General features: G+C 54.7%; 13 protein-coding genes. 6 read left to right on the top strand and 7 right to left on the bottom strand.

Annotated features, from left to right (window positions below; translation table 11 throughout):
- The first annotated feature begins 8 nt into the window (after positions 1-8).
- Positions 9-986: a thiamine-phosphate kinase gene (gene thiL, locus WB371_RS15860; RefSeq protein ID WP_336221005.1), complete on the top strand. Its 978-nt coding sequence runs from the start codon at positions 9-11 to the stop codon at positions 984-986.
- Positions 964-1,479 carry a phosphatidylglycerophosphatase A gene (pgpA, locus tag WB371_RS15855; protein WP_336221004.1) on the top strand — a complete coding sequence of 172 codons (516 nt, stop codon included), beginning with the start codon at positions 964-966 and terminating at the stop codon, positions 1,477-1,479. The genes thiL and pgpA overlap by 23 nt, the downstream gene beginning before the upstream one ends.
- A gap of 103 nt (positions 1,480-1,582) precedes the next feature.
- Here the strand turns inward: pgpA and yajO are convergent, their stop codons facing one another.
- From yajO to xseB, 4 genes are read right to left on the bottom strand one after another with little or no spacing between them, the layout of a single operon-like run.
- A complete protein-coding gene (yajO, locus tag WB371_RS15850) occupies positions 1,583-2,557 on the bottom strand; it encodes a 1-deoxyxylulose-5-phosphate synthase YajO (RefSeq protein WP_336221003.1) in 975 nt (324 codons plus the stop codon).
- A 56-nt stretch (positions 2,558-2,613) separates the two neighbouring features.
- Positions 2,614-4,476, bottom strand: coding sequence for a 1-deoxy-D-xylulose-5-phosphate synthase (gene dxs / locus WB371_RS15845; protein ID WP_336221002.1), 1,863 nt, complete (start codon positions 4,474-4,476; stop codon positions 2,614-2,616).
- 27 nt (positions 4,477-4,503) lie between these two features.
- Positions 4,504-5,403, bottom strand: coding sequence for a (2E,6E)-farnesyl diphosphate synthase (gene ispA, locus WB371_RS15840; RefSeq protein ID WP_336221001.1), 900 nt, complete (start codon positions 5,401-5,403; stop codon positions 4,504-4,506).
- On the bottom strand, positions 5,404-5,646 hold the full coding sequence (gene xseB / locus WB371_RS15835; protein WP_336221000.1) for an exodeoxyribonuclease VII small subunit: 243 nt from the start codon (positions 5,644-5,646) through the stop codon (positions 5,404-5,406). It lies immediately after the preceding gene.
- 207 nt (positions 5,647-5,853) lie between these two features.
- On the opposite strand from xseB, the gene thiI reads away from it, so the two are divergent.
- Entirely contained in the window at positions 5,854-7,302 is a 1,449-nt protein-coding gene (thiI, locus tag WB371_RS15830; RefSeq protein ID WP_336220998.1) for a tRNA uracil 4-sulfurtransferase ThiI, read from the top strand.
- A 37-nt stretch (positions 7,303-7,339) separates the two neighbouring features.
- On the opposite strand, the gene WB371_RS15825 is transcribed toward thiI, so the two are convergent.
- Positions 7,340-8,035: an IclR family transcriptional regulator gene (locus WB371_RS15825; RefSeq protein ID WP_336220997.1), complete on the bottom strand. Its 696-nt coding sequence runs from the start codon at positions 8,033-8,035 to the stop codon at positions 7,340-7,342.
- A gap of 171 nt (positions 8,036-8,206) precedes the next feature.
- Between WB371_RS15825 and WB371_RS15820 the strand changes: the two genes are divergently transcribed.
- From WB371_RS15820 to WB371_RS15810, 3 genes are read left to right on the top strand one after another with little or no spacing between them, the layout of a single operon-like run.
- Entirely contained in the window at positions 8,207-10,540 is a 2,334-nt protein-coding gene (locus tag WB371_RS15820) for a molybdopterin-dependent oxidoreductase (protein ID WP_336220996.1), read from the top strand.
- A gap of 5 nt (positions 10,541-10,545) precedes the next feature.
- On the top strand, positions 10,546-11,091 hold the full coding sequence (locus tag WB371_RS15815) for a 4Fe-4S dicluster domain-containing protein (RefSeq protein ID WP_336220995.1): 546 nt from the start codon (positions 10,546-10,548) through the stop codon (positions 11,089-11,091).
- Positions 11,092-11,101: 10 nt separating this feature from the next.
- On the top strand, positions 11,102-11,890 hold the full coding sequence (locus WB371_RS15810; RefSeq protein WP_336220994.1) for a dimethyl sulfoxide reductase anchor subunit family protein: 789 nt from the start codon (positions 11,102-11,104) through the stop codon (positions 11,888-11,890).
- A 125-nt stretch (positions 11,891-12,015) separates the two neighbouring features.
- Here WB371_RS15810 and yajL read toward each other — a convergent pair whose 3' ends face one another.
- Together yajL and panE are read right to left on the bottom strand one after the other, a co-directional pair.
- The gene (gene yajL, locus WB371_RS15805) at positions 12,016-12,606 is read right to left on the bottom strand and encodes a protein deglycase YajL (RefSeq protein WP_336220993.1); all 591 of its coding nucleotides are present in this window, start codon (positions 12,604-12,606) and stop codon (positions 12,016-12,018) included.
- Positions 12,569-13,480: a 2-dehydropantoate 2-reductase gene (gene panE, locus WB371_RS15800; RefSeq protein ID WP_336220992.1), complete on the bottom strand. Its 912-nt coding sequence runs from the start codon at positions 13,478-13,480 to the stop codon at positions 12,569-12,571. Before panE ends, yajL begins: the two co-directional genes overlap by 38 nt.
- Positions 13,481-13,522 lie beyond the last annotated feature (42 nt).

Genomic DNA, 13,522 nt, shown 5'->3' with positions numbered 1-13,522 from the left:
CATAACGTATGGCATGCGGCGAGTTCTCCCTGATTGCCCGTTATTTTGACCGTGTCAGAAGCTCTCGTCTCGATGTCGAAACCGGTATTGGCGACGATTGTGCGCTTCTGAATATCCCTGAAAAACAGACGCTGGCAATCAGCACCGATACGCTGGTCGCAGGCAACCACTTCCTGGCGGACATCGATCCTGCCGATCTGGCGTACAAAGCGCTGGCTGTAAATTTGAGCGATCTGGCGGCTATGGGCGCGGATCCGGCGTGGCTTACGCTGGCGATCACCTTGCCGCAGGTGGATGAAGCGTGGCTGGAAACCTTCAGTGACAGTCTGTTTGAACTCCTGAATTACTATGATATGCAGCTCATTGGCGGTGACACCACGCGTGGACCGCTGTCGATGACGCTGGGTATCCACGGCTATGTGCCGGCTGGACGCGCTCTGAAACGTTCCGGCGCGAAGCCTGGCGACTGGATTTACGTGACTGGCACACCGGGTGATAGCGCGGCGGGTCTGGCTATTTTGCAAAACCGTTTGCGGGTGGCCGATGCTGCCGACAGCGATTATCTGCTAAAACGTCACCTGCGCCCAACGCCGCGTATTTTGCACGGTCAGGCGCTGCGCGATCTGGCCAGTTCTGCTATTGATCTTTCCGACGGGTTGATTTCCGATCTCGGGCATATCGTGAACGCCAGCGCCTGTGGCGCACGTATTGATGTCGATGCGCTGCCCTGGTCAGACGCGATGACGCGTCACGTCGAACCGGAACAGGCATTGCGCTGGGCGCTGTCGGGCGGGGAAGACTATGAATTATGCTTTACGGTACCGGAACTCAATCGTGGGGCGCTCGACGTCGCGATTGGGCAGCTTGGCGTGCCTTTTACCTGCATTGGACAGATGAGTGCGGATGTGGAAGGCATTCGCTTCATACGTGACGGTGAGCCTGTTACCTTTGACTGGAAAGGATATGACCATTTTGCCACGCCATAAAGATGTCGCCAAAAGCCGTCTGAATTTGCTTAACCCGTGGCATTTACTGGCTACGGGGTTTGGCAGCGGTCTCAGCCCCGTTGTCCCGGGCACGATGGGGTCGCTGGCCGCGATTCCCTTCTGGTATCTGATGACCTTTCTGCCGTGGCAGCTTTATTCGCTGGTGGTGATGCTGGGCATCTGTATCGGCGTCTATCTTTGCCATCAGACGGCAAAAGATATGGGCGTGCACGATCACGGGAGCATCGTCTGGGACGAATTCATTGGTATGTGGATAACGCTGATGGCGCTGCCGACTAACGACTGGCAGTGGGTCGCCGCCGGATTCGTGATTTTCCGTGCTCTCGATATGTGGAAGCCGTGGCCGATCCGTTGGTTCGATCGCAATGTACATGGCGGGATGGGGATCATGGTGGACGATATCGTTGCCGGGGTGATTTCCGCCGGGATCCTTTATTTCATCGGGCATCACTGGCCGGTTGGGATTATTTGAATGCCTATGCCGGATGGCGGCGTAACCGCCTTATCCGGCCTGGCATCGTATTATATTCGGTGTCCGTAGGCCCGATAAGCGTAGCGCCATCGGGCACGTTTTCTTATTTATATCCCGCCACCGGATGCGGTTTGTACGGCGTTTCCAGTTCGGCGATGTGCTCAGGTTTCAGCGTGAGATCCACGGCATTCAGCAGCTCATCAAGCTGTTCTTCCCGCGAAGTGCCAATAATCGGTGCGGCAATGCCCGGTTTACTCAACAGCCACGCCAGCGCCACCTGAGCACGCGTCGCGCCAAGCTCTTCACTCACACCGGCCAGCCGTGCGGCAATTTGTGCATCATTTTCGTCGCTTTCGCTATACAGCTTTTTCCCCACTTCGTCTGAAACCAGACGGGCCGTGGTTTCTCCCCACGGACGCGTCAGACGGCCCCGGGCCAGCGGACTCCAGGGGATCACGGCCACGCCTTCCTGATAGCACAGCGGCAGCATTTCGCGCTCTTCCTCGCGATAGATCAGGTTGTAGTGGTCCTGCATACTGACAAACTGCGCCCAGCCGTGCTGTTTTTGCAACGCCAGCGCCTGGGCAAACTGTGATGCGTGCATGGAGGAAGCGCCGATGTAACGCGCCTTTCCTGCTTTGACCACGTCGTTCAGCGCTTCCAGCGTCTCTTCAATGGGCGTGTTGTAGTCCCAGCGATGAATTTGCAGGATATCGACGTAGTCCATTCCCAGCCGTCGCAGGCTGTCATCAATGGAACGCAGGATCTGTGCCCGGGACAGGCCTTCCGGCAGATCATCGACCTGGTGAAACACTTTCGTTGCGACCACTACCTCATCCCGACGCGCGAAATCACGCAGGGCGCGACCGACGATCTCTTCGCTGCTGCCTGCGGAGTAGCTGTTGGCCGTATCGAAAAAATTGATACCGCCTTCCAGGGCGCGTTTGATAATGGGGCGGCTGCTCTCTTCAGGAAGCGTCCAGGCGTGATTGCCGCGATTGGGTTCACCGAACGTCATGCAGCCCAGACAGAGACGGGAAACCCGCAGGTCCGTTTTTCCGAGGGGGTTGTATTGCATATGATGGCTCCTGCTATGCTCATGATTCATTAAGCATAGCAGGAGCGAAGAAGGGATTATGCCAGCCAGGCCTTGATTTTGGCCTCAATGCCCGCCGCATCCAGTCCCAGTTCGGCGCGGGCTTCGTCCTGCGTTCCCTGTGGGATGAAGAAGTCAGGCAGGCCAATATTGAGGACAGGAACCGGCTTACGATGGGCCATCAGCACTTCGTTTACCCCGCTGCCCGCACCACCCATAATGGCATTTTCTTCTACTGTGACCAGCACATTATGACGCGCGGCCATCTCCAGAATCAGCGCTTCATCCAGCGGTTTCACAAAACGCATATCAACCAGCGTGGCGTTGAGGGATTCTGCGACTTTCGCCGCTTCCGGCATTAATGTACCAAAGTTGAGAATTGCCACCTTCTCACCGTGACGTTTCACAATGCCTTTCCCGACAGGCAGTTTTTCCAGCGGCGTCAGTTCAACGCCCACTGCATTTCCGCGCGGGTAGCGAACCGCCGTCGGGCCGTCATTGTAGTGATAACCAGTGAACAGCATCTGGCGGCATTCGTTCTCATCGCTCGGGGCCATGATGACCATGTCCGGAATGCAGCGCAGATAGGAGAGATCGAACGCGCCCTGATGGGTTTGTCCGTCAGCCCCGACAATCCCCGCCCGGTCGATGGCAAACATGACCGGCAGCTTTTGGATCGCCACATCGTGCAGCACCTGATCGTAAGCGCGTTGCAGGAAGGTTGAGTAGATTGCCACGACGGGTTTATAACCACCAATCGCCAGCCCGGCGGCAAAGGTCACCGCATGCTGCTCGGCAATGGCGACGTCAAAGTAACGGTCCGGGAACTTGCGGGAGAACTCGACCATACCGGAGCCTTCGCGCATCGCCGGGGTGATAGCCATCAGCTTACTGTCTTTGGCGGCGGTTTCGCACAGCCAGTCGCCGAAGATTTTTGAATAACTCGGCGAACCACCGCTGCTTTTCGGCAGACATCCACTGGACGGATCGAATTTCGGCACCGCGTGGAAGGTGATCGGGTCTTTTTCCGCAGGCTCATAGCCACGACCTTTCTTGGTCATGATATGCAGGAACTGTGGGCCTTTCAGATCGCGCATATTTTTCAGCGTGGTGATAAGCCCCAATACATCGTGACCGTCCACCGGGCCGATGTAGTTAAAGCCCAGTTCTTCAAACAGCGTACCGGGCACCACCATACCTTTAATATGCTCTTCGGTACGTTTAAGCAGTTCTTTAATCGGCGGTACGCCAGAGAATACTTTTTTACCGCCTTCACGCAGGGAAGAGTAGAGCTTGCCGGAGAGCAATTGCGCCAGGTGATTGTTCAGCGCGCCGACATTCTCGGAAATCGACATTTCGTTGTCGTTGAGGATAACCAGCATGTCGGGTTTGATATCGCCCGCGTGGTTCATCGCTTCGAATGCCATCCCGGCGGTGATCGCCCCGTCGCCGATGACGCAGACGGTACGGCGATCTTTGCCTTCTTTCTCTGCGGCAACCGCCACGCCAATACCGGCGCTGATGGAGGTAGAGGAGTGGCCTACGCTCAGCACATCGTACTCACTTTCGCCGCGCCACGGGAACGGATGCAGGCCGCCTTTCTGGCGAATGGTGCCAATTTTGTCGCGACGTCCGGTTAAAATTTTGTGCGGATAAGCCTGATGACCCACGTCCCAGATAAGCTGGTCAAACGGGGTGTTGTAGACATAGTGCAGCGCCACGGTCAGTTCGACCGTGCCCAGCCCGGAGGCGAAATGTCCGCTGGAACGACTCACGCTGTCGAGTAGATAGCGGCGCAGTTCGTCGCAGAGCTTCGGCAGACTCTCTTTTGGCAGCAGTCGTAACTCCAGGGTGGAGTCGACCAGTGCCAGGGTAGGGTATTTGGCGATATCAAAACTCATCAGAGGCCTTTAAGTAAAACAGAGTGTTCATTTATTACGCTGGATTATGTAGTCCGCTAGCGCTTCCAGTGCCGAGGTATCGAGTGACTGTGCGGTCAGTTGCTGTAACGACTCACGGGCGTCTTCGATTAAATCCCGGGCTTTATTCCGGGCTTGCTCAAGACCCAGAAGTGCAGGATAGGTACTTTTGCCAAGCTGCTGGTCAGCACCCTGGCGTTTACCCAACGTTGCAGTATCGCCCACCACATCCAGGATGTCATCCTGGACCTGGAACGCCAGACCGATACTTTCTGCGTACCTGTCGAGTATCGGCAGGGCATTTCTGCCTTTTTCTCCAGCGCTTAATGCACCAAGACGAACCGCAGCACGAATCAGAGCGCCTGTTTTATGACGATGGATTTTTTCCAGCGCCTCCAGCGGCACCTGTTTTCCTTCGGCCTCCAGATCCAGAGCCTGACCGCCACACATCCCGGCGATACCACTGGCATTCGCCAGTTCGGAAATCATTGCGATCCGGTCGCGGTCGGCGACTTCCGGCATCGGGGCATCGCTGATAATTGAGAACGCCAGCGTTTGCAACGCATCGCCCGCCAGAATGGCATTTGCTTCGCCAAATTTGATGTGACAGGTCGGCAGACCGCGGCGCAAATCGTCATCGTCCATGGCGGGAAGATCATCATGGATCAATGAGTAAGCATGAATGCACTCAACGGCGGCGGCTGGCGCATCCAGCGTGCTCTGGCTGATACCAAACATCTGGCCGGTGGCGTACACCAGAAACGGGCGCAGACGTTTACCGCCTAATAGTGCGCCATACTGCATGGTTTCGACCACGGGAGTGTTCTGAAAGGGTAGCGGGGCGATAAAACGGCTCAGTGCCTGATTCGCCTGCTCAACACAGCTCTTTAGCTGGTGCGAAAAATCCATTTACTCATTATCCGCTGTAAAAGGCGTTGGGGTTGCGTCTTCATTGTCAGACAGCAGGATCTGCACACGCTGTTCAGCCTGTTGCAATTTCACCTGACCCTGACGTGCCAGTTGCACGCCACGTTCGAATTCGTTCAGCGCCTCTTCCAGCGGCAGATCGCCACTTTCCAGACGGGTAACAATTTGCTCCAGCTCGTTCAGCGAGGTTTCAAAGCTGACCGGCGCCTCATTTTTCTTCGGCATAATGAATGTCTGACTCTCTGTAATGGCAGCACAAGACTATGGTAACGGACTCGCACTGATAAGCAAATAATGCACAATGGTAAGGGGATGTGCGCAGGATCACGATGATAGTGATATACTTCCGCGCCTGGATGCAGCCGCAGGTATGGGCTGCTGTACTTTTTTCCCTAACAAGTCACTAAGACTTGCTCAAGAACCATTGCCGCCATGAAGTTTATCATTAAATTGTTCCCGGAAATCACCATCAAAAGCCAATCTGTGCGTTTGCGCTTTATAAAAATGCTGACCGGAAACATCCGTAACGTTTTAAAGCACTATGATGAGACCCTCGCCGTTGTTCGTCACTGGGATAACATCGAAGTTCGCGCGAAAGATGAAAACCAGCGCCTGGCTATTCGCGACGCGCTGACCCGTATTCCGGGGATTCACCATATTCTCGAAGTCGAAGATGTACCGTTCACCGATATGCACGATATTTTCGAGAAAGCGCTGGCGCAGTACCGCGATCAACTGGAAGGCAAAACTTTCTGCGTGCGCGCTAAACGTCGCGGTAAGCATGAGTTTAGCTCTATCGATGTGGAACGTTACGTTGGCGGCGGTTTAAACCAGCATATTGAAACGGCGCGCGTGAAGCTGACCAATCCGGATGTAACGGTTCATCTGGAAGTGGAAGACGATCGTCTGCTGCTGATCAAAGGCCGTTACGAAGGGATCGGCGGTTTCCCGATTGGCACTCAGGAAGACGTGCTGTCGCTGATTTCTGGCGGCTTCGACTCCGGCGTTTCCAGCTATATGCTGATGCGTCGCGGTTGCCGTGTTCACTACTGCTTCTTTAACCTCGGCGGCGCAGCGCATGAAATTGGCGTTCGTCAGGTGGCGCACTATCTCTGGAACCGTTTTGGCAGTTCGCACCGTGTCCGTTTTGTGGCGATCAACTTTGAGCCGGTCGTCGGCGAGATCCTTGAGAAAGTTGATGATGGTCAGATGGGCGTGGTGCTGAAACGCATGATGGTGCGTGCCGCGTCGAAAGTGGCAGAACGTTATGGCGTACAGGCGCTGGTGACCGGCGAAGCGCTGGGCCAGGTTTCCAGCCAGACGCTGACCAACCTGCGTCTTATCGACAACGTCTCCGATACGTTGATTCTGCGTCCGCTGATCTCTTACGACAAAGAGCACATCATCAATCTGGCGCGTCAGATTGGTACCGAAGATTTTGCCCGTACCATGCCGGAATATTGCGGCGTGATTTCAAAAAGCCCGACGGTGAAAGCCATCAAGGCGAAGATTGAAGCGGAAGAAGAGAACTTTGACTTCAGCATTCTTGATAAAGTGGTTGAAGAAGCCAGCAATGTCGATATTCGCGAAATCGCGCAGCAGACCCAACAGGAGGTCGTGGAGGTCGAAACCGTGAGCGGTTTTGGTCCGAACGACGTGATTCTGGATATCCGCTCTGCCGATGAGCAGGACGATAAACCGCTGAAGGTGGATGGCGTGGAGGTGGTTTCACTGCCGTTCTATAAGCTGAGCACCCAGTTTGGCAATCTTGATCAGAGCAAAACCTGGCTGCTGTGGTGCGAGCGCGGTGTGATGAGCCGTCTGCAGGCGCTGTATCTGCGCGAGCAGGGTTTTGAAAATGTAAAAGTGTATCGTCCGTAATCATGGTTGACCCCGGCTTTGCGCCGCCGGGGTCTCTTTAGTGTTGTGGATCAAGCGCTGCGACGCTCCTCACCAGTTGGGCAGCAATCTGCGGGATAGCATCCGTACTGAAAAATCCCATCGTAACGGCAATCGCCACCAATTCTCCTTTTTGGTTTCGGAACGGACAGGCAATCGACTGTGCACCGGGGATCCCTTGAGTTGGGTTATACCGTACCGCATAGCCCTGAGCCTGAATTTGCGCAATCAGTTGCGCCTGTGCCGGATTTTGCGGCTGATAGTCGGAGAAACTCATCAACACCTGTCCGGCGGAACTGGCATGAAGCGGCACGGGCGTATTGGGCAGGAAATCGATATCCACATTGCGGAAACTGCGATGGTAGTGTCTGAGTACGAGTCCGCTATCTGTCGCTATCACCACCCCTGTTGAATGATTATAGGTATCGCGAAACGCGATCAGAGCCGCATTGAGTTCGCCGATAGGATCGGTGTTCGTTGCCGGCGAGCCCGCCAACTGAAGCAGCGTAGATCCCAGACAATAGAGCCCTTTTTCGTTTTGTCGCAGCATACCGGTCCGACAGAGCGAAACCAGGTACTTGTGTAAACGACTTTTGGATAAATTGCATCCGTTAGCGATATCAATGGCCCGTGCCTGACCGTTTTGACTGGCAACAAACGTCAGTATAGTGACGGCGATATCAACCGAATTGACCCCTTGCGATGTTTCATCCATATGCGTTCTCTTTTTTAATTCCCCGCGAGTATACCATCCTGGCCGAAATCATGACTGCCTTTGCCATTTAAAAAGAGGGCTACGCCTAAATGGGTAGATATTGACCTGTATCAGGTTAATCAATGGTGTACTTTGATTAACTAATAGTGAATTTATCTGGGAGGCAAGAACATGGATGCACTGAGCAAAATCCGATTAAAAAGAAGAACCCTGCTAAAGGGGTTAGGTGTGGTAGGGCTGTCCTCATTAGCCCCCACGTTTCTGACCCTGCGTCAGGCCAATGGCGCGCCATTACCCCGATTTCGGCTAAAACAAGAGGACTACCAGACCTTTCGCTCGACCTGCGCGATGGAGTGTCTGCACTGCAACCTGACGGCGTATGTCTGGAAAGATCGGTTAATGAAAATTGAAGCGACAAAAGGCTTCAATGTGAAATGTTGCTTACGGGGAATTAGTCGAACGAAATGGGTCTATCACCCGTTACGTTTAACACAGCCGTTGCTGCGTACCGGGGAAAAAGGCGAAGGGAAATTTAAACCGATCACCTGGGATGCCGCACTGGATCTGATTGAACAAAAAATCAGAGAGACCATTGCCACTGACGGAAATAAAGGCTTACTGCTTACTGCCGCCTCCGGGAATATGGATTCTATCAAGAATGACATGGGCAAGGCCTTTTTTGATTATCTCGGCGGCAGTACCAAAACCGCCGGTTCGCTATGCTGCGCGGCGGTGACCGCTGCGATGATGCCGATGGTTGGCCTGCGCTATGCTGATACCCGCGACACGATAGCGGATAGCCGCTACATCCTGTGCTGGGGAAATAACCCGGCGGTCACTATGCATGCCTATTTTAAAAACTATTCACAGGCGCAGAGGAACGGCGCGCGGCTGGTGGTGATCGACCCCCGTTTTAACGAAACGGCGGCGAAGGCGGATGAATGGGTACCGATTGTACCAGGAACGGATATCGCGCTGGCGCTGGGGATGATCAACATCATCATGCAGGAAAAACGCTATGACGCTGATTTCCTGCGCGCACATACCGGTGCGGTGTACCTGGTGGATAAACAGCAGCAGCTGATGCGTGCCGATCCGCAGGATGTGGACAGCTATCTGGTCTTTGATACGCTGACACAGTCTCTGAAACGGCATGATGCACCGGGCATTATGCCTGCATTACTGAGTGATGAACTGCCCGCCAACAGCGATTTCACCACTGTACTCGAAAAGGTATGGACAGAGGCGAAACCGTGGACGGCGCAAAAAGTCGAGGAAGAGACCGATGTCCCCGCGCAGACGGTGCTGCGTCTGGCGCGAGATTACGCCTCAACACAGCCTGCAATGATCGTGCAGAACATGTCCGGTGCTCAACGAACCGAGTTTGGTACGTACGTTGCGGCCAGCCAGTTTTACCTGGCGCTGATTACCGGCAATATCGGAAAAGCCGGGGCAGGAGTCTGCGATGCGGGGGGCGTTCGACAGATGGCGAAATTCTCGCCCATCGTTCCTCCTGCGCCAAATGCGGCCAAAATCCCCCCCATTCCTATTCCCAAAATCGGTGACTGGGTCGTTAACGAAAAGCCGCACGCCATTAAATTCTGGTGGAACATGACGCTGGGGGCGATGACCCAACTGCCCAATACCAATAAGGTCAGAGAGGCCTTTAAGAAAGTGCCGTTTGTGGTGGTGGCCGATAACCTGATGACCTCATCTGCGCTGTATGCCGATCTGGTGCTCCCCGTCACGACGATTTTTGAGGATGTCAGCTTAATGGCGGGCGTGCGCAGCCACTATGTGCAACTGATGGAAAAAGCGGTGGAACCGCCGGGAGAAGCCAAACCCGATTACTGGATTTTTGCCCGTCTGGCAGAGCGCTTTGGCTTTGGTGACGTCTTTAACCAGCCCATTGAACATTACATTGATGCCTGCCTGCAAGGATCGGGTATCACTCGGGAGATGCTGAAAAAAGGGCCGGTTTGTCCAGTCGAAGAAGACTGGATCCCGTTTAAAGAGGGGCAGTTTCGTACCTCGACGGGCAAAGCGCATTTTTATATCGAAGAATGGGCTAAAAAAGATTTCCTGCCAGTGGTGACCTGGAAGCAGGTGAAAGAGTCGGTCAAAGGTTCACCCGAGCTGGCACATCAGTATCCGTTAATGGCGGTACAGCGCAAACTGGCGCGGAGCGTCCATTCCAGCCACGGAATGAACGAATGGATCCTTGAGATTCAGCGAAACCGGCCGAATGTGATGATCCACCCGGAAGATGCTCGTCAGCGGCAGATTCAGGCCGGGGAGTGGGTCGTGGTGTACAACCATCGGGGTGAGCACCGGGCGATTGCGGACGTGACCACGCATATCAAACGCGGCGTGGTGAGTCTGGATAACGGCTGGTGGGAGCAACAAGGCGGAAGCAGTAGCCATGTCACGAACGATCAGGTGGAAGTGCTGGGGAATGGTCACTGTTGCAACAGTACGCTGGTGGATGTGAGAAGGGAGGCATAATCGCGATGAAACAGTATGGATTTCTTATTGATATGCAGAATTGCTATGGCTGTAAAACCTGTAGCATGGCCTGCAAATCGGAAAACAGCACGCCGCTGGGCGTTCTGTGGCGTCGGGTTCGCGAACGCCAAACGGATGAACCCAACACTCAGGCGTTTATTAGCATGTCATGCAATCACTGCGATGATCCGCAGTGTATGAAGGTTTGCCCGGCGGGAACGTATACCAAACGCGCTGACGGCATCGTCGTACAGGATCATGAGCGGTGCATTGGCTGTCGGATGTGCATCATGGCCTGTCCGTGGAGTGCGCCTGTTTATGATCCCGAAGAAGGGAAAACCAGTAAATGCAATCTGTGTGCTGAACGACTGGATGAGGGTTTACAGCCGCGTTGTGTAGAGTCCTGTCCGGCGGGCGTTTTACGCTTTGGCGAGATCGCGGAGCTGCGCAAAGAGCACACCACGCAGTGGACGCTACTGGAAAAGCGCTACAACCTGCCCGATCACACTATCAGTCAGCCTAACATTGTCATTATTCCGCCACGGGATTAAGGAGAACGAAATGGAACATTATGAATTGCCATTGGTTTTCTTCACCGTTTTCGTTCAGTGGGGAATCGGCGGTGTGCTGGCGCTGACACTGTATCAGTTATTCAGCGCAGAGAAATTCAGCGCGATACACTACCGCACGCTGGCGTTACTGTTCTGGGTGATCACCGTGCTGGGATCGCTTGCGTCGCTGGCGCACCTGGGCTCGCCTGAAGGAGCGTATCGTTCGCTTGCCGGGCTGGAGCGTTCCTGGCTCAGCCGGGAAGTGGTCGCCTGTATTGTGCTCAATGGCCTGATGTTTTGCTGGGTGGTGTTGTGCTGGTTCAGACCAGAACAGCGCGGGGTGACACTTTTTGGTGGTATCACGGCACTGGCGGGGCTGGGCGCAATTGTGGTGACTTCGCAAGTTTACTATCAGATGACGCTGCATCCCCTTTGGCACAGTGTGGCGACGCCTGTGGCGTTTCTCGGTACGGCGGTATTGTCGGGATTTATGAGTGTGGCTGTGGCTCTGGGCTACTGGCGGAAATCCCCGTCAAACCTGTGCAATGCAGGAATTGTGGTCGGCATCATATTGAGTGCGGGCGCACTGTGGGTTCGCTATCAGGTTCCGGGTGCCAATGCGTCCAGCCCTCTGCTGTGGTGGCAACTCTTCGCCAGCGTGTGTGTCGCAGTGTGGGGTATATCACGTCTGAACAGCGGGATGCGCAGTTGGGTATGGGTGGCGTTGATTGTGACCGGAGAACTGGCCGGTAGAATGTTGTTTTACAGCAACGTGATGAGCTCCGCGCCCTGGTTTTGAATGATGAGCCGGTGCCGACACCAGGCCTGATCAGCGCAGCGCCATCAGGCATGAACACAACGATGATGTCGGATAAGACGCTAAAGCGTCTTATCCGGCCTGGGGACGACAAGCGTTGCGTCATCTTACTCGTAGTAATTATAAATCCCTGCGGCTATTACCAGTTGTGATGCCACTTCATGGGCTTTCTCGCGTCCAACCAGCAGGTCGATAATTTTCAAACCAAAATCGATAGCGGTACCGGGGCCCTGGCTGGTGAGCAGCTTCACCCGGGGATCCCACACCACGCGTCTGTCCTGCCACTGCGCGTCGGGAATATTATCTTTCAGCGCCGGGAACCCCGTCATGTTGCCGATCGGAAAGATGTCGTGGGGAACCAGCACAGTGGCAGCCGCGGCACAAATGGCGGCGACGATCCGTCCGGAGCGATGAAACTGCTTCACGGTTTCAACCAGCAGTGTGCTGTCGCGAAAACATTCCGCGCCCTTGATGCCGCCGGGCAGAACGATGACGTCATAATCACCGTCGGCGACTTCAACCAGCGGCGCATCCGCCAGCAGTTTGACGCCGCGCGAACAAACAATAGTCAGGCTGCCATCGCTGGCGACGCTCGCCGTGGTGACGTTAATACCGCCACGCACCAACAGATCGATAGTGGTAACCGCTTCGGTTTCTTCACTACCAGGGGCGAGGCATACCAGTGCTTGAGCGCTCATATTCACTCTCCTTTCGTTTTACCAGCTCAAACAGGCGGCTATTTTCCGGAACCGCAATTCCGTGGACTCGGGCGCGTTTCAGCAGGTATCCGGTTATGTAATCAATCTCGGTATGACGCAGTGCCCGTATATCCTGTAGCATCGATGAGATATTTTCTGCCGTACTGTCAATAACTTGTTCGACATAATAGCGTAAATCATCGGCCGAGGTGTGATGACCTTCGCGCTCAATGACCGCCGCGACTTCCTGACAAATCAGAGTCATTTCGCCAGGATGGTTGCGCAGTTCGCCGTTCGGGCAATTCCACAGCGCGGTCAGCGGGTTGATCACGCAGTTCACCGCCAGCTTGCGCCACATTTCGGCACGGATATTGTTGTGCCAGGCAACATCGGGCAAGACGCCTTGCAGAAGATCGGCCAGATAGCTGAAATCCCCATCCTGCTCGCGCGCCGGACCAATACGTGTAGTGCCGCTTGCGACATGGATAATGACATTGCCGTCACGGCGCGCGGCATGCGTGGTGGTTCCCATCAGCAAAGGTTGGGGGATATTACGCAGTTCTTCAATGGTTCCCATACCGTTGTGAATTAACAGAATGGGCGCGGTTTCCGGTAGCGTTGACGCGAGAGCTTTGACCGCGTCTGAAACTTGCCAGGCTTTTAGCGTGACCAGCAGCAGATCGCTGGTGGCTAAAAACTCCGGATCGTTAGCCGTCAGGGATTCATTAAAAATCTCCCCATCGGTCTCAATCACATTCACACTGCAGTAGGGTTGCGGCACGCGTAGCCAACCCTGTACGTCATGTCCCTGTTTGCACAGCGCTGAAAGCCATAATTGCCCTAAGGCACCGCATCCCAGAACGGTAATTTTCATTCTTCCTCCTCACCCGCAACAGCACCAGGTGTTTACTAACAT

This window comes from Citrobacter amalonaticus (assembly GCF_037053465.1).
Taxonomy (GTDB): Bacteria; Pseudomonadota; Gammaproteobacteria; order Enterobacterales; family Enterobacteriaceae; genus Citrobacter_A; species Citrobacter_A amalonaticus_H.
Note: the sequence above shows the minus strand (reverse complement) of the source record. Positions and strands in the feature narration are given on the sequence as shown.

Coding starts and splice junctions, on each gene's coding strand:
- pgpA (WP_336221004.1), top strand. CDS start 964: ATGACCATTTTGCCACGCCATAAAGATGTCGCCAAAAGCCGTCTGAAT.
- thiI (WP_336220998.1), top strand. CDS start 5,854: ATGAAGTTTATCATTAAATTGTTCCCGGAAATCACCATCAAAAGCCAA.
- xseB (WP_336221000.1), bottom strand. CDS start 5,646: ATGCCGAAGAAAAATGAGGCGCCGGTCAGCTTTGAAACCTCGCTGAAC.
- yajL (WP_336220993.1), bottom strand. CDS start 12,606: ATGAGCGCTCAAGCACTGGTATGCCTCGCCCCTGGTAGTGAAGAAACC.
- thiL (WP_336221005.1), top strand. CDS start 9: ATGGCATGCGGCGAGTTCTCCCTGATTGCCCGTTATTTTGACCGTGTC.
- panE (WP_336220992.1), bottom strand. CDS start 13,480: ATGAAAATTACCGTTCTGGGATGCGGTGCCTTAGGGCAATTATGGCTT.
- WB371_RS15820 (WP_336220996.1), top strand. CDS start 8,207: ATGGATGCACTGAGCAAAATCCGATTAAAAAGAAGAACCCTGCTAAAG.
- yajO (WP_336221003.1), bottom strand. CDS start 2,557: ATGCAATACAACCCCCTCGGAAAAACGGACCTGCGGGTTTCCCGTCTC.
- ispA (WP_336221001.1), bottom strand. CDS start 5,403: ATGGATTTTTCGCACCAGCTAAAGAGCTGTGTTGAGCAGGCGAATCAG.
- dxs (WP_336221002.1), bottom strand. CDS start 4,476: ATGAGTTTTGATATCGCCAAATACCCTACCCTGGCACTGGTCGACTCC.
- WB371_RS15825 (WP_336220997.1), bottom strand. CDS start 8,035: ATGGATGAAACATCGCAAGGGGTCAATTCGGTTGATATCGCCGTCACT.
- WB371_RS15810 (WP_336220994.1), top strand. CDS start 11,102: ATGGAACATTATGAATTGCCATTGGTTTTCTTCACCGTTTTCGTTCAG.
- WB371_RS15815 (WP_336220995.1), top strand. CDS start 10,546: ATGAAACAGTATGGATTTCTTATTGATATGCAGAATTGCTATGGCTGT.